General features: G+C 60.8%; 17 protein-coding genes and 1 tRNA gene. 6 read left to right on the top strand and 12 right to left on the bottom strand.

The window, feature by feature from the left end; genetic code table 11:
* Positions 1-122 precede the first annotated feature (122 nt).
* Positions 123-410 (bottom strand): cyclic nucleotide-binding domain-containing protein, encoded by a 288-nt coding sequence (locus tag ACWHXD_RS00910; protein ID WP_138761791.1) that lies wholly within the window; start codon positions 408-410, stop codon positions 123-125.
* Between the two features lie 216 nt (positions 411-626).
* Here ACWHXD_RS00910 and ACWHXD_RS00905 point away from each other — a divergent pair.
* A tRNA-Arg gene (locus tag ACWHXD_RS00905) sits at positions 627-703 on the top strand.
* Between the two features lie 193 nt (positions 704-896).
* Here ACWHXD_RS00905 and ACWHXD_RS00900 read toward each other — a convergent pair.
* Complete coding sequence (locus ACWHXD_RS00900) at positions 897-2,072, bottom strand: sensor histidine kinase (RefSeq protein WP_032894203.1); 1,176 nt, start codon at positions 2,070-2,072, stop codon at positions 897-899.
* 5 nt (positions 2,073-2,077) lie between these two features.
* Entirely contained in the window at positions 2,078-2,767 is a 690-nt protein-coding gene (locus ACWHXD_RS00895; RefSeq protein ID WP_003187519.1) for a response regulator, read from the bottom strand.
* Positions 2,768-2,986: 219 nt separating this feature from the next.
* Here ACWHXD_RS00895 and ACWHXD_RS00890 point away from each other — a divergent pair, with 219 nt between their 5' ends.
* Positions 2,987-3,799 carry a MipA/OmpV family protein gene (locus tag ACWHXD_RS00890; RefSeq protein ID WP_098952580.1) on the top strand — a complete coding sequence of 271 codons (813 nt, stop codon included), beginning with the start codon at positions 2,987-2,989 and terminating at the stop codon, positions 3,797-3,799.
* A gap of 113 nt (positions 3,800-3,912) precedes the next feature.
* The gene (locus ACWHXD_RS00885; protein ID WP_032894204.1) at positions 3,913-5,133 is read left to right on the top strand and encodes an alginate lyase family protein; all 1,221 of its coding nucleotides are present in this window, start codon (positions 3,913-3,915) and stop codon (positions 5,131-5,133) included.
* A gap of 252 nt (positions 5,134-5,385) precedes the next feature.
* Here the strand turns inward: ACWHXD_RS00885 and ACWHXD_RS00880 are convergent, their stop codons facing one another.
* Positions 5,386-6,285 carry a LysR family transcriptional regulator gene (locus ACWHXD_RS00880; protein ID WP_138761792.1) on the bottom strand — a complete coding sequence of 300 codons (900 nt, stop codon included), beginning with the start codon at positions 6,283-6,285 and terminating at the stop codon, positions 5,386-5,388.
* A 116-nt stretch (positions 6,286-6,401) separates the two neighbouring features.
* Here ACWHXD_RS00880 and ACWHXD_RS00875 point away from each other — a divergent pair, with 116 nt between their 5' ends.
* Positions 6,402-7,433 carry an SDR family oxidoreductase gene (locus ACWHXD_RS00875; protein ID WP_138761793.1) on the top strand — a complete coding sequence of 344 codons (1,032 nt, stop codon included), beginning with the start codon at positions 6,402-6,404 and terminating at the stop codon, positions 7,431-7,433.
* A gap of 36 nt (positions 7,434-7,469) precedes the next feature.
* On the opposite strand, the gene ACWHXD_RS00870 is transcribed toward ACWHXD_RS00875, so the two are convergent.
* From ACWHXD_RS00870 to ACWHXD_RS00840, 7 genes are all read right to left on the bottom strand, one after another.
* Positions 7,470-8,093 carry a LysE family translocator gene (locus tag ACWHXD_RS00870; RefSeq protein ID WP_138761794.1) on the bottom strand — a complete coding sequence of 208 codons (624 nt, stop codon included), beginning with the start codon at positions 8,091-8,093 and terminating at the stop codon, positions 7,470-7,472.
* 140 nt (positions 8,094-8,233) lie between these two features.
* On the bottom strand, positions 8,234-8,776 hold the full coding sequence (locus ACWHXD_RS00865; RefSeq protein ID WP_032894208.1) for a hypothetical protein: 543 nt from the start codon (positions 8,774-8,776) through the stop codon (positions 8,234-8,236).
* The gene (locus ACWHXD_RS00860; protein WP_138761795.1) at positions 8,773-9,345 is read right to left on the bottom strand and encodes an RNA polymerase sigma factor; all 573 of its coding nucleotides are present in this window, start codon (positions 9,343-9,345) and stop codon (positions 8,773-8,775) included. The genes ACWHXD_RS00865 and ACWHXD_RS00860 overlap by 4 nt, the downstream gene beginning before the upstream one ends.
* Positions 9,346-9,539: 194 nt before the next feature.
* Positions 9,540-11,162: a vWA domain-containing protein gene (locus ACWHXD_RS00855; protein ID WP_138761796.1), complete on the bottom strand. Its 1,623-nt coding sequence runs from the start codon at positions 11,160-11,162 to the stop codon at positions 9,540-9,542.
* Between the two features lie 195 nt (positions 11,163-11,357).
* Positions 11,358-12,008 (bottom strand): DUF799 domain-containing protein, encoded by a 651-nt coding sequence (locus ACWHXD_RS00850; protein WP_005783625.1) that lies wholly within the window; start codon positions 12,006-12,008, stop codon positions 11,358-11,360.
* Positions 12,005-12,367 (bottom strand): DUF4810 domain-containing protein, encoded by a 363-nt coding sequence (locus ACWHXD_RS00845; RefSeq protein ID WP_003187504.1) that lies wholly within the window; start codon positions 12,365-12,367, stop codon positions 12,005-12,007. Before ACWHXD_RS00845 ends, ACWHXD_RS00850 begins: the two co-directional genes overlap by 4 nt.
* Before the next feature lie 29 nt (positions 12,368-12,396).
* A complete protein-coding gene (locus tag ACWHXD_RS00840) occupies positions 12,397-13,077 on the bottom strand; it encodes a CsgG/HfaB family protein (RefSeq protein ID WP_005783620.1) in 681 nt (226 codons plus the stop codon).
* Between the two features lie 272 nt (positions 13,078-13,349).
* On the opposite strand from ACWHXD_RS00840, the gene ACWHXD_RS00835 reads away from it, so the two are divergent.
* Positions 13,350-13,961 (top strand): hypothetical protein, encoded by a 612-nt coding sequence (locus ACWHXD_RS00835; RefSeq protein ID WP_138761797.1) that lies wholly within the window; start codon positions 13,350-13,352, stop codon positions 13,959-13,961.
* Between the two features lie 16 nt (positions 13,962-13,977).
* Entirely contained in the window at positions 13,978-14,565 is a 588-nt protein-coding gene (locus ACWHXD_RS00830; protein WP_057010469.1) for a hypothetical protein, read from the top strand.
* Between the two features lie 243 nt (positions 14,566-14,808).
* On the opposite strand, the gene ACWHXD_RS00825 is transcribed toward ACWHXD_RS00830, so the two are convergent.
* Positions 14,809-17,397: an autotransporter family protein gene (locus ACWHXD_RS00825; protein ID WP_138761798.1), complete on the bottom strand. Its 2,589-nt coding sequence runs from the start codon at positions 17,395-17,397 to the stop codon at positions 14,809-14,811.
* Positions 17,398-17,737: the final 340 nt, after the last annotated feature.

Here is a 17,737-nt window from a genome sequence, read left to right as displayed (position 1 = left end):
GAAATCAGTCCAGCACGCCAGGATAGGTGAAAAGCGCACGGGAGACAGAGCGTTTGAAATCTCAAACGAATCCTAGGATCAATGGGGGTACAGGGCAATAGTCTGTTCGAAAAAAAGAACGATTATGGCGCATCTGGTTGATCTTTCGGATCAAACGCACACACGGCAACAGCTCCGGTACTGCCGATAATCTGCTCGCGCCCATCCGGCCCATGCACCACCGAATAAATCCGACCCTCCACCACCAACGCAATGAATTCGAGGGTGTCATCCTTGAAATACAACAGCTCACGATCATCCAGCGTGCGCTCCACCCTATGGGTGGCGACGTAGCGCAAGAGATGCTCAGGCATACCTCGAAACAAATCGGAGCGAGCCAGCAGGGTTTGTCTGAGCGGGAGATCGAGCATCACGGTTCCTTTGGAATGCATGCGTTCACCTGAGGAATTGCGGCGTGGAAGCGGTGTAAAGCCACAAGAGCAAAGCAAACAAAGGGACGTGCGGCGCGGGGAGTTGTGAATGAGGGTGGCGATTAGCCATTTTTTGGCGGAAATGGACGACAGGGGGCGGGGGGAATGCCGGAATGGACGCATCAGGTCGACATGGGTATGATGTCGCCCGCACAAGCATCCGTAGCTCAGCTGGATAGAGTACTGCCCTCCGAAGGCAGGGGTCGTGGGTTCGAATCCCGCCGGGTGCACCAGATTTGGAATGAAAAAGCCTCAGGTCGGGAGATCTGGGGCTTTTTTTGTGCGTTTGGTGGGTGGTGAGAGAGTGTTGAGTCGCGTCGGGATAGTAGAGGTGAAAAAAATCCCGGTTTCCCAAGCAGTTTTCCAGCTCTACGATCATTACGATTTCACCGCCTTGAGCGCCGGTCTCAAGCAACGAAGAAACGCCTACACAGGAACCTCCGCCCTGATCAGCGTACCGCCTTCGACCAGATTGCGGGCAGTAATGGTACCGCCATGGGCCTGGCAGATCGCACGGGCGATGGACAAGCCTAGCCCGCTCCCCCCCGAGTAACGTGCCCTGGAGCGCTCTGCACGCCAGAAGCGGTCGAACACGCTGTCCAGATGCTGGGCTTCGATACCTGGCCCTCGGTCACCGACTTCAATCACCACCGAACCGTGAACCCGGCGCGCCGTTATATTCAACTCGCCTCCCCCGGCCGCATAACGCAGCAAGTTATCGACCAGAATGTTGATCACCTGGCCCAGGCGATCACGATCGGCGTGCATACGAAGCCCATCAGCAATACTGACCTGCGTCAGCACGCAAGCCTCATCCAACTGCGGCTGGAACCACGCCAACCGCTCCGCCACCAGAGCCGCCAGAGAAAACTCGCTGCACTCCAGCACCAGCCGACCAGCACGAGCCATCGACAACAGGTGCAAGTCATCCACCAGTTTTCTGAGTTGATCGAGCTGACGCTTGACCATGCCCAACTGCATGGCATCGCTGGGGAATACCTCATCGAGCATACCCTGCACGCGCCCCATGGCGGCGTTCAAGGGTGTGCGCAGTTCGTGGGCAATGACCGCGCTGGATTCACGCACATCGCGCTCATAGCGCTCCAGTTGCGTGGTCATGCTGTTGAAGTCGCTGACCAGCCGTTGCAGCTCGTCGGGCGCGTCGCGGTGCACCGGCAGGCGCGTCAGGAAATCACCGCCGGCGACTCGCCGGGCGCCCTGGGCAATCGCCGAGAACTGGCTGGACAAGGGCCGCGAAAACCACAGGCCGAAGCCAATGATGATAGGGATCGCGGCCAGCACCAGGCCGATCAGTATCAGCCAGTCGCGATTGGCGATAGCCGGCTGGAAATAGTCCAGCGGATAGTACTGGGCAACCACTTGACGCAAGCGTGCCTCATTGAGCTCTGGCTCCGCGCGCAACGCCAGCAGCTCCTCACGCGGCCCCGGCGGCAGATGCTGCACAAAATACCAGTCCGACAGTGTGACGTTGATCCACATGCACACCGAGATCACCACCACCGCGCCGATCGCCAGCAAGCTCATGCGCAGGCCGATCCAGCGCCACATGGGTTTGTCGTTGACCCGCGGTTGCTCAAGCATGTGCGTTACCTGAATCGATAGCCAATGGAGCGCACCGTGACCAGAACACCGGTGATGCCGTGGTTTTCCAGCTTGCGGCGCAGGTTGTGCACGTGGGTGTCGACGACGCGGGCCAGGGCTTCGCTTTCCGGCAGGCAGATTTCCAGCAACTCATCACGGGTGAAGGCCTTGGACGGCGTCTTGAGCAACGTCACCAGCAGCTTGAATTCCGTTGGGGTCAGGTCCAGCCATTGCGGTGGTGCTTCGCCCTGCTCAATGGCTGCGGTAAACGCAACAAGATCCACCCGCAGGTTTTCATGGCGCAGCAGGTGTTCCACCGGTTGGTTGCCGGTGGTGCGCCGCAACACCGCGTGCACCCGCGCCACCACTTCGCGCGGGCTGTAAGGCTTGACCACATAGTCGTCCGCGCCATAACGCAAGGCACCGAGCTTTTCCGGTTCGTCGCCCATGGCCGTGACCATGATGACCGGCGTGTCACTGCTACGGCGAACGGCGGATAACACCTCGGTGCCGCTCAAGCGCGGCAGCATCACGTCGAGCAGGATCAGGTCGGGCTGCCAGCTTTTGTACAGGTCCAGACCGCGCTGGCCGTCTTCGGCCAGGGCCACCTCATAGCCATCCCGGAGCAAGTAGGCTTCGAGAATGTTGGCGCTGTCGGCGTCGTCTTCGACGATGAGGATACGTTTTCCTGACACAAAGAAGCCTCTTGATGAAACCTTGATAATTTACGCACCGTTTATTGAAAGTGCGCTGCCAGTATTGCCCTACGCCCGCTTTCGCGAGCCGATCCTATGTCGATCACCGCCTCGCTGTCCAAGCCTATCAACGTGCCTGAACAGCTCGATCCGAGGGCGGCACGGTATCGCGCGTTGGCAGGCGCACTGCTGTCTTCTTTACGCTCAAAGGGCTTGACCATGAACTTCACCACTCCCCCTACCCGCAACATCCTGTTGGGCGCCGCCACGCTGCTGTGCTGCACACTCGTGCCCCAGGCTCAGGCGGCCGACGCTAGCCCGGCAGCCGATGAAACCACTGTTACCCTGGGCCTTGGCATGGGTGTCACACCTCGCTACATGGGTGCTAACCGCTACCGTCCGCTCGTACTGCCGATGCTCAGCATCCAGCACGGAGCGTTGTTCGCCGACACCACTCGCGGCGTGGGCCTGCAATTTCAATCCGACAGTGGCTTCGGCGCCAGCGCGGCGATCAATTACGACATGGGCCGCAAGGAGAAGGACAGCACTACCGGCGCGGGCGGCGACGAGCTCAGAGGTATGGGCGATATCAACGGCGCAACCGTCGCCGACTTTACCCTCAGCCAACAACTGCTTGACTGGCTGTCGGTCAACGGCGAAGCCGAACTGCGCATGGCCGGCGAGCACCGAGGCAACCGTTACCGCTTTGGCCTGGAAGGCATACTGTTGCACACAAGCCGCGACACCCTGAGCCTGGCCATCGACGCCCATGCCGGCGATAGCCGCTACAACCAGACGTTCTTCGGCGTCACCCAGGCTCAGAGCCAACGCTCGATCTACAGCAAGTACACCGCCGACGCCGGGATCTATGCCTACTCCGCTGCCTTGAACTGGCAGCACACCTTCGACGCGCACTGGTCAACGCTGGCCAGCCTGACGCTGACTCAATACGCTGACCAGGCCAGCGACAGCCCGCTGGTAAGGCGCGAAACCGCTGGCTTGGGCCTGTTTGCAATCAACTACACGTTTTGACAACAAGCCCCGGGTATGCAGGCTTCATCTGGACTATCCCTGGGGCAGATTCCGGTCCTGTGCGAATGGCTTTTCAGACCGCGCAAGGTTCTCCCCATCAGGGCGTACACACGATGATCCGTTTGAAGTACCTGTCCAAAAGAGCCGTGCTGCTCTATGCGCTATTGATGAGTATCGGCAGTCAAGCCTCCCCCACCCTGCATACCGAAGCGTTCGTGCATCCTGGCCTGCTCCAGACCCGGGAGGACTTCACGCGGATACGCGAGAAGCTGGCCAACTATAACCAGCCGTGGCTGGCCGGCTGGCAGAAGCTGATCGCCAATCCCCATGCCTCATTAGCCTGGCAGCCCAACCCGATGCCGGTGGTGTACCCCACTTCAGGCGGCCCGAATAACGACAGTGTTCTGTTCAACGACGCAGCCGCCGCGTATGCACTGGCCCTGCGCTGGCAGATCTCCAACAACCCGGCGTATGCCGACAAGGCCGTGAGTATTTTGAACCAGTGGGCCTTGACCCTCACCGCGATCAAAGACAAGCCCGGCAGAGCTTTGGTGGCAGGCTTGTACGGCTACCAACTGGCCAACGCGGCCGAACTGCTGCGCAGCTACCCAAAGTGGCGGGCGGAAGATTTCCAGCGTTTTCAAGGCATGATGCTCACTGTGTTCTACCCCATCAATCATGACTTCCTGGTGAACCACGACGGCGCCCGGCCTGATCATCATGGGGCCAGCTGGGACCTAGCCAACATGAACTCGATGCTGGCCATCGGCGTACTGACCGACCGCCGCGATCTCTACAACGAGGCCGTCGACTACTTCAAGCACGGCACCGGTAACGGCGCCATCGCCCACGCAGTGTGGAAGCTCTACGGCGATGGCCTCGGTCAAGTCCAGGAAAGCGGACGTGATCAGTCACACGCCATGCTCGACATAGCCCTGCTCGGCAGTTTCTGCCAAATGGCCTGGAACCAGGGCAACGACCTGTTCGGCTACCAGAACAACCGCGTGCTGCAGGGCGCCGAGTATGTGGCCAAGTACAACCTTGGCCAGGAGGTGCCGTTTACCCCCATCCCCAACAGCAGCTTCAAACAGACCGTCATCTCGGCCGATCATCGCGGCGAAACCCGTCCGATATGGGAACTGCTCTACAACCACTACGCCGTGCGAAAGGGCCTCAGCGCACCGAATGTGCAGGCCATGGCAAATAACGTCCAAGTGGAAGGTGGTGGCGGGGATTATGGTGCTGACAGGGTCGGCTACGTCCAGCTGGGGTATGGGACGTTGCTGTATTCGTTGGGGGAATACGGTTTGTCGCAGATGCAGCTGATGCCGTAGAGGTCTATCACCGAAGCTGCGTTGCGCATTACAAATGCGTCCTTTCTACCTGTCAAATTCGAGGAATGGCAAGAACGCATTGGTGTGTTGGAAATGTCAAAGGACGCCAGCACCATCGCCGCAGAAGTGTGGAGCCAGACATGAATGAAACACCCGAGGTCTTAAGACCCGGGGCTTTTTTGTGAGCCACTTGCACGCGCAACTCGATGTTGCTACGAGTGGCTAAGCGCCTACATCCCGATGGGTTGAGGATTACGAAGGCCTTGATGAATTCCCGGAATGCTGCTTTTCCAGGCTTGAAATTTCACCGCGCAACACCCCCTCCAACACCCCAAAAAACCCCTGGATATGCCCCTGCTTCAACGCCTGTGGCCGCGTCACCAGATAAACCTCCATCGCCGGCAGTTCTATCTCCTGGAAAACTTCACTCAACCCCGTCGCCAAAATACGCGGCAACACCGCCACCCCCATCCCTCGCCTCACCGATTCAAGCTGCACCGCAAACGAACTCACCCTGATCGGCGCATGGTCCAGCCCCGCAGCTTTCGCGGCGCGCATTTGCGGTAGCAGGTCCAGCGGTGGCAGCAAGGCGATACTGGCGGCAGTGGCGGGAGTTAGCGCGGGAAATCGTTGCAGGTATTCAGCGGTTGCGAACACGCCGTAAGCGAGTTTGCCGAGCCCTCGGTAGATCAGGGAGGGTTCGCCCAGGTGTGCGGTGCGTATGGCAATGTCGGCCACGCCTCGTACGATTTTGTGGAAGTCGGTGGTGACCTGTAGTTCTACGGAGCAGCCTGGGTGCTGCGCTGTGAAGCGGCTGGCGGCTTCGAGCACGCTGGCAGAAAAGCCTTCGCCAGCGCTCACCAGCACGGTGCCGCTGAGGGTTGCGGGCGTGCCGTCGGCGGGGGCCTGGCGGCGCAGGCCGGATTCGGCTGCCAGGGCGACGTCTACCAGGGCTTGGCCTCGGGAGGTGAGCCGGCAGCCTTCCACGCCGCGTTCCACCAGCGGTTCGCCCAGGGCGGTTTCCAGTTGGGTGAGGCGGCGGGAGACGGTAGAGGCCGCGATACCGAGTAATTGGCCTGCCTGTAAAAAGCTGCCGCGCCGTGAGACTGCCAGCAGCAGTCGAAGATCGTCCCAATTTGCCTGCAATGCCATATCTCCGCGCTTCCCTGGTGTGCAGATGTGCAAAGCCATTATGCCGCAGGCGCTGTTTTTACGGCGCGGGCTCGCGGGTATATCTACTGGCCTTCTCAACAAATGGAATGGCCTGTATGAACACGAACCCCAATCGCTTGCGCAGCACCTTTGTGACCGGTGCCACCGGTTTGCTGGGCAACAACCTGGTACGGGAGCTGGTCGCACGGGGTTATGCGGTGAAGGCGCTGGTGCGCTCGGCGGCCAAGGGCGCTCAGCAGTTCGGCGATGTGCCGGGTGTGGAACAGGTGGTGGGGGACATGGCGGATGTGGATGCCTTCGCGGCAGCGTTGCAAGGCTGCGATACGGTGTTTCACTGCGCGGCGTTTTTTCGGGATAACTACAAGGGCGGCAGCCATTGGCAAGAGCTGGAAAAGATCAATGTCGCCGGTACGCGAGCCCTGCTGCAACAGGCCTATGACGCCGGTGTGCGACGGTTTGTGCATACCTCGTCGATTGCCGTGCTCGACGGCGCCCGCGGTACGCCGATCGATGAGACGTGCCTGCGGGCCGAGGCCGATGCGGATGACTACTACCGCAGCAAGATCCTGGCTGAGCGGGAGGTGTTGAGGTTTCTTGAAAGCCACCCGCAGATGCACGCCTGCATGGTCTTGCCCGGTTGGATGTGGGGGCCGGGTGACCGTGGGCCGACGTCTTCGGGCCAGTTGGTGAGGGACGTGATCAACGGCAAGTTGCCGGGGCTGATTCCTGGCACCTTTTCTCTGGTCGATGCCCGCGATGTGGCCTGGGCGCACATTGCTGCCGCCCAGAGCGGGCGACGGGGCGAGCGTTATCTCGCGGCCGGTCGCAACTTGACCATGCGCCAGCTGATGCCGGTGCTGGGGCGTATTGCTGGGGTCAAGGTGCCCTCGCGCCAACTGCCGCTGCCCGCGCTGTACCTGTTGGCAGCGGTGCAAGAGGCCTACGCGTACCTGACCGGCAAGCCTATCTTGCTGAGCATGGCAACGTTACGGCTGTTGATACGCGAGGAGCACCGTACCCGCTTTGACCACCGCAAAAGTGAAGAGGAACTGGGGCTGAGTTTTCGCGGGTTGGAGCAGACCCTCACGGACACGGTGGCCTGGTACCGGGCTCACGGCGAGGCTTAAAACGCATCCTTCAGTCATATATTCCATAGCCCAAACTCATCGACTGGCGATCAGCACAGGAATGGCGTTGTTCAGTGAGAACGCCACCAGAAATACGGCCAGCCCGACGTCGATCTGCCGGGTGTACTTGAGGAACAGCGCCTTGATCGGGCCCTGGCCGAACAGCAGCGCCACCACCGAATACCAGATGGCTTCCAGGGTCGAGCACAGCATCACCACCAGCACCTTGTCGATCTCCGAGCGCGGCACCGAGAGAAAGCCGGCATAAATACTGATCATGAAAGCGATGGTTTTCATGTTGCTGATATTGGTGATCACCCCCACGCGGTAGGCCTTGGCGAAGCTGGTCGCGCCCGGTGCGGTGCTTTCGGCCGTGCCGGTGTTCTTGGCCAGCACGCTTTTGATGATGCTGTACGCGATGTACAGCAGGTACGCCGAACCGCATAACGTGGCGACTTTGGAAAACGCCGGGTACTGGTGCAACAAAGCCGCCAGGCCCAGCAACGAAATGGTCGAGAAAAACACACCGACCGTGCAGATGCCCAGGGTCGCGCCGATGCCGGTCGACACCGAGCCCAGCGAGGCGAAGCGGCTGACAATGATGAAGTTGGGGCCCGGGCTTATCACCGCCAGGATGTAGATCAATGCTGCTGTAAACATGGGAACTCCTTGTATGGGGCAGCAGCTCTCCACGCAAACTAGCAGTAATTACACACCCCGCTACTGATTATAAATTCATATGCTTATGACCCGTTGCCGCCAAGCCGGCGATGGTATCGCGCGATACCATCGCCACGGGGTCAGTGCGGCGGCAAGGTTTTGAGGCGTTCTTCCAGGTTTTGCCCAGGGAAGCGCTTTTGCAACTCGGCAAGTTTGGTCGTCGCTGCGGCCTCATCCCCTGCCGCGCGCAGGCGCGCTACTTCCTGCAAGCCAAGCTCAAGAGGTTGCGGCGCAGCGCGCTTGGCCAGCTTGCCTTGGGGCAAGGCATCGCTGCTCATTTCGGCACTGTAGGACTCGGCACGGGGCGGCGCGCTCATCGGCGCAGGCGCGGAGAACGCGGCCGGGGCAGCGAGACGTGTGTTGTGTACCGGGTCCAACTCGGGGGTGCGCGTGATCACGCCCACCAGCAACGCCACACCGGCCAGGCTGGCAAATGCCATTTGCCAGCGCGGTTGCTGGCATGCACGCAGCCAGCGCTGCCACAGGTTGGGCGCGGGCTTGGGCGCTTCGCGGCGGGCAGCGTTGAGGATGAATGCGTCGAGGGACGCGGGCGGTTCGCCCGTGCTGTGTTGACGAAAGTGCTGGAGCATCTCGTCGTCTGGGGTGTGTCGGGAGTCGTTCATGCGAGTATCTCCTCGGCCAGCAGGCGGCGCAGTTTCTGCTGGGCGTAACGCAGGCGGCTTTTTACGGTTTCCAGCGGGGCGCCGGTGAGGGTGGCGATTTGCGGTACTTCGAGCTCGCCGTGCAGGCGTAGCAGGAAGACTTCGCGCTGGTCTTCGGGCAGGTCTTGCAGGGCGGCGTCGAGGCGGGCCTGGTCGCGGCTCAGGCTCAGCTGTTGTTCGGGGCCAGCGCTGTGGTCGGGCTGGGCGTGCAGCTGTTCATCGTAGCTGTCGTGCAACGGGTTGTGGATGCCGTGCTTGCGCCAGTGGTCGATCAGGCGGTTGCGGGCGATCTGGAACAACCAGGTGCGAAAACTCGCCCGGCCTTGTGGCTGGGTGGTGCTGCGGATCAGGCTGAGCCAGGTGTCCTGGTAGATTTCTTCGGCCAGTTCGGCTTTGTTGCACAGGGACACGAGGAAGCGGTACAGGCCCTGGCGATGGCGCGTGTACAAGGCTTCGAAGGCGGCAGCGTCACCGGTTCGGTAGCGGGCCAGCAGCGATTCGTCGCTGGGTGAGTCGTCTGGAACGGCCATATAGTGGGCGAACTCCTTTTGGTCAGCCGAAACAGGATTACTGTAGGAGCGAGCTTGCTCGCGAAGAACGTCAACGATAACGCGTGCTTGCTGGATAAACGCGGTGCGTGTGAGTTTTTCGCGAGCAAGCTCGCTCCTACAAAAAGCTTTAGCAGCAAGCCACCTTCCACATTTTATTTTGGTTGTGAGCGAGATCAGGGTTTGAGGCTTTGGGCCAGCTCCACCAGTTGCACGAATTCGTTGCGCAGCCCGAAGGGGTCATCGCCGCGGGCCGAGCGCGCCAGTTTGGCGGTGTCTTGCAAGCTCATGGTGCCAGTGTAGCGGCCATCGCCCTTGAGCTGTTGGGCGAAGGCGGCGACGGCAGACGAGAAGCGCAGGTCGTCGCTGGCCGGGGCAGCCTGGTTGGCGATGGGGCGTTCGATCAACTGGCTGTTACCGCCCGCAGCGGGCTTGTAGCGCACCCGCAGCATCGCCAGCTCATCGGACTTGCCTTCGGTCGCACGCGCGTCAGCGTAACGCAGAGGTTCCAACCAGCCCTTCTCGCCCTTGGGCACGATTTCATACAGCGCCGTCACCGTGTGCCCTGCGCCAATCTCGCCGGCGTCGACCTTGTCGTTGTTGAAATCCTCACGCTTCAAGGCGCGGTTTTCATAGCCCAGCAGGCGGTATTCGCTGACCTGGGCCGGGTTGAATTCCACCCGTAGTTTCACATCCCGCGCCACCACTGCCAGGGTGGAACTCAGTTGCTCCACCAGCACTTTGCGCGCTTCGCGCAGGTTGTCGATGTAGGCGTAGTTACCGTCGCCCGCGTCGGCCAGTTGTTCCATCAGGTGTTCGTTGTAGTTGTCCACGCCAAAGCCGAGGGTGGTCAGCGATACGCCGCTTTTGCGTCGGGCCACGGCCATTTGCTTGAGGCTGTCAAAATCGCGGATGCCCACGTTGAAGTCGCCGTCGGTGGCCAGCAGGATGCGGTTGATGCCTTGATCGATAAAGCCTTCGCGGGCCATTTGGTAGGCCAGTTCGATGCCGGACGCGCCGGCAGTGGAGCCGCCGGCGGTGAGTTGGTCGATAGCGTTGCGGATCTTGGCTTTGTCATGCCCGGAGGTGGGCTTGAGCACCACGCGGGATTCACCGGCGTAGACCACCAGTGACACGCGGTCCTGATCACGCAGTTGATCCACCAGTAACTTCAGCGTGCTTTTGACCAGCGGCAAACCTTCGCGGCGGTCCATGGAGCCGGACACGTCCACCAGGAACACCAGGTTGGCGGGCGCCAGTTCGGCCACGGTTTTATCGGAGGCCTTGATGCCAATGCGCAGCAGTTTTGTGCGCGGGTTCCACGGTGTGGCGGCGACTTCGGTGGTGACGCCAAAGGGCGAACCATCGGTGGGCAGTGCGTAATGGTAGGGGAAGTAGTTGACCATTTCCTCCAACCGCACCGCGCCTTCGGGCGGCAGGCGGCCTTGGTTGAGGAAGCGCCGTACGTTGGCGTAGCTGCCCGTGTCGACATCCACACTGAAGGTGGAGACCGGGGTTTCGGCGACGCGGTGCACGGGGTTGTCGGGCAGGTTGGCGTATTGCTCGCGGGGTTCGCTGCGGTCATTCATCATCGCCATTTCACGCACCATGATCGGTGCCGGCATGACCATGCGTTTGGCCATCGCGCCCTCAACCGGCGCGCTGTGCAACTCGGCGATGGGTTGTGCGGGTTTGGCCACCTCGGGCGAGGAGGACAGCCCACACCCGGCCAGCGCTACCAGCAGGGTAACGGTGAAGCCTTGGGCAGCGGGACGCAGGTAAAGCAGAGGGCGGGACATGGGGCTGAACCTCGTGAATGAATGAGCCGTTCACAAGGTCAGACGCGACATAGGTCGGGTTCGGGTTAAACCCTTGAAATTCACCTTGTAGGAGCGAGCTTGCTCGCGAAAACCTCACAGACGCCGCGTTCACTCAGGAAGCACGCGTTATCGTTGACGTTTTTCGCGAGCAAGCTCGCTCCTACAGTTGATCTTTCAGTCCGTGCCGTACTTGGGGTTACGCGGGCCGTACAAGATGCCGGTGCGTTGCCCTGCCGACAGCAAGCGCGCACTGGTGATACCGGCAATCGGGTGCGCCGCATCGGTGGAGCTGTTGATCACCTGCTTGACCGCCGCCGTGATCAGCATGCCCACCAGGCCGCCGCCGTTGTTGTTGCCCTCCTCGCTCGACGCGCGCGCCGAACCGGTCCACAGGGTGGTGCCGGTGCGCAGGTCCACCAGTTTGGCCGAGGCCGTCACCGAGGTGTCGCTGGAGATCAGCATGTACTGAGTACCGTACTCGCTGATGGTGATGTACAGCGCCGCGTCCGCACCAAAGATGTCATGCAGCTTGGCCGGTTGTACGGCCTGGATATCGTTGGCGGTGGTGAGGCCGTTCTGGCGGAAGGTTTCGTCCACCAGGGCAATCGGCAACACGTAGTAGCCGGCTTCGGCCAGCGGGTAGGTGACTTGCGACACCAGGCTGTAGGACGCCTGCACTTCCGGCGATTCATTGATCGGCGGCAGTACCAGGATCGACTTGGGCCGCGCCTGTTTGTACGCCGAATAATCAACCGTCTTGGGTGCGGCGCAACCGCCGAGCAACGCCAGGGCCAGCAAGGCGCCGGTGAGTTTTAACAGGCTCATTTGGTGGCGACTCCGGCTTTGGCGTTTTTCAACAGAAAGTCCATGTACGCAGCAGACTCAGGGAACAGCGCCTTCTCGGTGCGAAACTCCTGCACCATCTGGTCATCCTTGCCCATGTTCATGTACAGCATGCCCAGGTGCGCGTGGTAACCCGGCGGCGCCTTGCGGCCGCTGGCGTTGATCTTCTGCAGATCGCGCTCCAGTGCTTCCACCTGCGCTTCCTTGGGCTCGCCCTTGAAGTACTCGTAAACCTGCGGCTGGTAGCTCTCCCATTGATACAGGGGCTGGGGCGCCGTCTGGCACCCGGCTACCGTCGCGACTGCTGCCAGCGTCAGCGCTAACTTCACTGCCTTGCTCATCCGTGTACTGCTCCTTGTGGTGTGACTGATCAGTTACGCGGGTTCCAGGCGCCGGCGTTGATGCCGTCGACCAGGCGGTTGATCGCTTCGCGCATGGCCAGGTCCAGCACCTTGCCATTGAGGGTGGAGTCATAGCTGGCGGTGCCGCCGAAGCCGATCACTTCACGGTTGGACAGCGCGTACTCACCGGCGCCCTGGGTGGAATACACCACTTCAGAGGTGTTGATGTTGACGATATTCAACGCGACTTTGGCGTAGGCCACTTGGGTCTTGCCACGGCCGAGAATGCCGAACAACTGGCGGTCGCCGGTTTCTTTACGGCCGAACTCGGTCACATCGCCAGTCACCACATAGTCAGCGCCCTTGAGCTTCTGCACGGTGCCTTTGATTTTGGCTTCCTGGGAGATTTCGCCCATGTTGTCGCGGTCCAGCACGCTGAAGCGGTTGGTCTGCTGCAAGTGGGTGATAAGGATGGTCTTGGCCTGGCCGCCGAGACGGTCAACGCCATCGGAGAAGATGCCGCGCATGTAGCTGGAGCGGTTATCGAACTTGCCCACAGCAATCGGCACACGCACGCCGGAATAGGCCACGTGGGCGCTGGCGACTTGCTCCACCGGCATCGCGCGGTTGCTCTCGGTGGCACAACCGGCCACGGTCAACAGCGCCGCGGCGGTAAGGCCCGACAGCAGGATTTTGGACAGTGTCTTCACAGGGTGCTCCTTGGGTGAGGAAATCAGCGTTGCTGGGTTTTCCAAGGAGAAAGGCAGCCTGAAAACGTGCTGGCCTGGATTCTTCCCTGAAAGACTGTGATGCAACGGCTGCGGCATTTTACGGGGTTGAGAGCGGTTCTCAAGGTGTTTCGGCCAACCGCAGGTTCAAATAATGAGCGCGGTTGCCGGGGACGAGAAATTGGACCAGCCCTAAAGTTATGAGCCAACGGGTCGAGAGCCTGGACTGGTTCATTTATTAATAAGGATATTGCGTGTTGAAAATCCTCTTGCGGGCGACGGCCCTGATCGCCGCGCTGTCGATGACAGGCTGTGTGTCCTACACCGTCACCGGCCCTATCGGCGCCCCGCTACACCCGGCTTCTGTCAGCAGCCCACGCAGTGCGCAAATCGCTGATGTGACGGTCAGTGCCGCCGACGTCAACGATGCCAACAAAACTGCGATCAGCCGATCCTTGACTCTGCAGCTCAATCAATACGTGCGCACGGCCGGTTACTTCAAACAGGTCACCGAGTACCCCGTACGCCTTGGCGAGCAGGATGTTTCGCTCAAATTCAACATGACGTCTCTTAAAGGCCACCGTGGCGTACACCCAGGTTATGTGCCCGGCGCATTGCTGACGTTGACGATCTGGATCTGGGTCAACGGTCCGATATTTGTCGACACCTTCGACTTGGCCGGCGACCTGGTGATTGTCGATCGCGACGGCAAGGAACTGGCCAGCAGCAAGCAAGAGGTCAAGTTCGAGCGCAACGTGGGCCTCTACGGGCGCGAATACTGGGCCCCCACCATGGGCGCCAAACAACTGAACGAACTCGTCGCGCAACTGCTCGACACTGCCACCGCCAAACTGGCCAAACCGTAACCCCAGGGAGCTCCACATGAAAGGATTGATCAAGCACGGCCTGGTACTCGCGGCAGTCTTGCTGACGGGCTGCGTGTCCTATTCCCAGCACGAACTGCCACCCGTGCAAACCTGGCCACCCACCGCCAACGCACCAGCACAGAAACCTACGGCGTACGTACGCACCACCGGGATGAACCAAATCAACGGCGGCCCTGCCAACGCCGCTGCCGGCGCTCCCGCTGCCCTGTGGGAGAAAGCCGTGGCTGATGGCTTCCGCCAGTCCAACCGTTTTGCACGGGTGAGCACCGATAAGGTCGACTCGGACATCTACGCCGACGCTACCCTGTACAACAACGAACAGTTCAGCATGGCCTCGGCGATCATCACTGGCGTGACGTTCTTCATCATCCCGTCTACAGCCAAGAACACCTTCACCCTGGAAACCGTGTTCAAGGACAAAGACGGCAAGGAACTGGGCCGAGTCAAGAAGAGCGAGTCCATACGCACCTGGATGCACCTGGTGCTGATCGTGGGCATCCCGTTCCAGGCAGACACCCGCGAAGTGGTAGAAGCGTTGACGCGCAGCACGCTGGATGAAGCGGTGCAGCGCAAGTTGTTCTGACCCGAACGCTGCGGATTCACACAAACCCAATGTGGGAGGGGACAAGCCCCAATGCCAGTCAGTTAAGGCTTTTTGTAGGAGCGAGCTTGCTCGCGAAAAACTCACAGGCGCGGCATTTATTCAGGAAGCACGCGTTATCGTTAACGTTTTTCGCGAGCAAGCTCGCTCCTACAGAGGGCGATGTGCGCTTAACTGACTGGCATTAGGGCTTGCTCCCTCCCCCACTGTGTTTTGCGGTGTTGCTTAGAACGCGTAGCGCGCCTTGAGCATCACGCCGTCCGCATCGAAACCGCTACGCGCCTGGCGGGTGTAGCTGGCGCCGACGGTGAAGTCCGAGACCTTGTAATTCACACCCACGCTGGCCTCGTAGCTGTTACGCGCCACCGACGCTCCGGTGACGGTAAACACCGGACCGCCCGCCACGAAGTTGGAGGTCTGCGCCACGCGGTCACCCATCAGGTCGTGGTAGGCCATCAAGGTCGCTTCCGGTTGCAGCGTACCGGCGCTCAGCGGCAGGTTGGCGGCCAAACGCACACCGGCACCCAACTCGCCCACTTCATAACGCTGCGAAGCCGTGCTCAACGCCGCCGACGTACCTTTCTCGGTAAACCCATCCATGCGCACGTTGGCATAGCGCGCAGCCACACGCGGCTCGATCACCATCGCCTGGGTCGGCTTGAAGCTGTAGCCGCCGATCATGCTGGCCGACAACACATTGCTGTCGTAGCTGCCCTTGGCCGTGGTACCCGCGACGTGGCGCTTGCTGTCGTTCTCGTTATGGCCGTAGCTGAGGCTGCCATCGACGAACCAGTTTTGCAGCGCCCAGTTGCCGTACAGCGACAGCGCATGGCCTTCGACGTCGGTCTTGTTGCCCAGGTCCGAATGGATGTTGGAATTGAGGTAGCTGTACGCCACGCCCAGGGTGGTGGTGTCGTTCAAACGGCCGTCCACACCCACCGCCATGCCGCTACTGTTGGCCGAGTAACCGTTGTTGCCGCCACGGCCGTCCTGGTCCATGTTACTGCTCAGGCCCTGCACCCACACACCACCGACCTGGTGGCCTTCACGTTGGTCGGTGAGGCGGTTGAAGATCGCGCCGTTGACCACGGTTTGCCCCGACAGCGCCACGTCGAGTGCACCACGATTAACGTCCGGCGTGAGCTGGTCGGCAAGCTGAGCGAGTTGCTGAGCACTGCCGGCGGTCGCCACCGCCTGGAATATCGGGTCGTATTGGCTGAGGTCGCCGAGCAATTGGTTTTTCACCACATTGACCGCGGTAGCAGCCGACGCCCCAGCGCCGACACCGGACAGTTCCTGCTGCACCTGCTGATCGCTTTTCACCGCCACCACGGCCTTGACCGTCTGCGCATCGGCCGAGTAGCTGAGCACGTCGAGCAACGACGAGGCGCTGGCCACCGCTACGCCGTTGTTCTGCACGTTGGTGGCTTGCAGCAGGGTGTATTGCGTGCCGGCTTTTGGCGCCGCGAAGTCGCCCGGGTTGGCACTGACCGTCAGCTTGGAAGCCTGGGCCAGGTTGGCGGTGCCGTTAACGGTGAGGTACGGCGTGGTCGGCACCACGCTGTCGGCCAGGTGCATATCAATACCTGCGCCGCTGGCCACATTGAGATCGCCGGTGATGGCGGTGCCAGGTGCGGAAAGGTTCAGCGAACCCGAGTTGACCGACACCGGCGCGATGATACGGCTACCGTTGAAAGCCGCTTGGCCGTCGATGTTGACGGCGCTGAGGTTGAGCAGGTCACCGGTGATTTTGCCGCCGGTCCAGTTCAGGCTCGCGAGGTTGTTGGCGTCGACGGCGATACCGCTGTTGCTGCGGATTTCGCCGGCTTGCTGGTTGATTTCAAAGCTTGCAACCTGCTCGGCCGTATCCACATGGATCGCAGTGCCGTCCGCCGCGATAAGCCCGCGGTTGACGATACCGCGTGCGCCCGTAGCGCTGTTCTGCGCGAAGCTGGCGCCGGAAAGGTCGAAGGCATTGGCAGACGCGCCCTTGGCTTCAATGGTGCCGGTGTTGAGGATGTAATCGAAGGTGCCGCCGTACAGAAACAGCCCTTTGGCCTCATCGCCATTGGCAGAAATCAGGCCACTGTTTTCAATACGCAGGGGGCTGGTGTCGGTTTCCACTTCCACACCCCAAGCGCCTTCGCCTGTGGCAATAATCGAGCCCGAGTTGAGGATTTTGCCGCCGATGGTGGTCGGCGTGCCGCTGTTGACGTCAAGGATCAAGCCAATCGCACCCGGGCCGGCCATGTCGATCACACCGGTGTTGGAAACGTCACCCGCAATGGTGGTGCCGTGCAGGTAAATACCCTCGCCGCCGCCCAGGTAGCCGGGCGTCGTCACGGTACCCACGGGAGGCGTGGAGCGAATGGTGCCTAAGTTGATAAGGCTGCCACCAATGGTGGTAGGGCCAATCTCAAGCCCTTCATAGGCACCGTTGCGCATCAGCACGTTGCCTGCCTGAACCACATCCCCGGTGACAGTGCCCGCCGCCAAACCGGTCGGGCCGGTCCAGAACATCGGGTCGATGGCGATCGCACGGATGGTACGGCCTTGGGAATCCAGCGTGATGTCGGCGCGATTGATCAGCGAGCCTTGAATGTGGGTGTTCGCAAAACCCAGGCCGGCGGGGTCGGTGGTGTTGGAATCGACCACGCGGGAAAACTGACCGGTGATGGTCACCGGCTCATTGAACGACTCACTGGCCCAAATATTCTTACCCTGCCCCAGGTCGAACTCGACTGCCAGCACCTGCGTGCTGATGGCGCCGACCATGATTGCCAACAGGCTTTTCTGGAACTGCTTACGCTTCATTTCAAACTCCATGAACTACAGTCAAAGCCGCCAATACGCCCGGCGGCAGTAGGTGTGCTGAGCGAAAGGATCAATTGATCCGAATGAGGCCCCCAGCGTCCTCGGGAATCGCAGGCGCGAGCCAGCGCACCGCAGGCGGTGGCAGACAGGAGGCCGTAGTAGGGAGAGGTTCACATTAATCCTTAATGTTATTGAAACGCTGCAGTCCATGCAGCCCGACCGATTGCGGGTGGGCGGGGTAAAGACACTGGGGTAAACGAAATGTTCAAAGCCCAAGGGGAAGCCGCTTCACGATGGATGGCATTGCGTGAAGGGTGGTGCCATTGCGGTGATGCCTTGC

The organism is Pseudomonas fjordensis (assembly GCF_976987115.1).
Note: the sequence above shows the minus strand (reverse complement) of the source record. Positions and strands in the feature narration are given on the sequence as shown.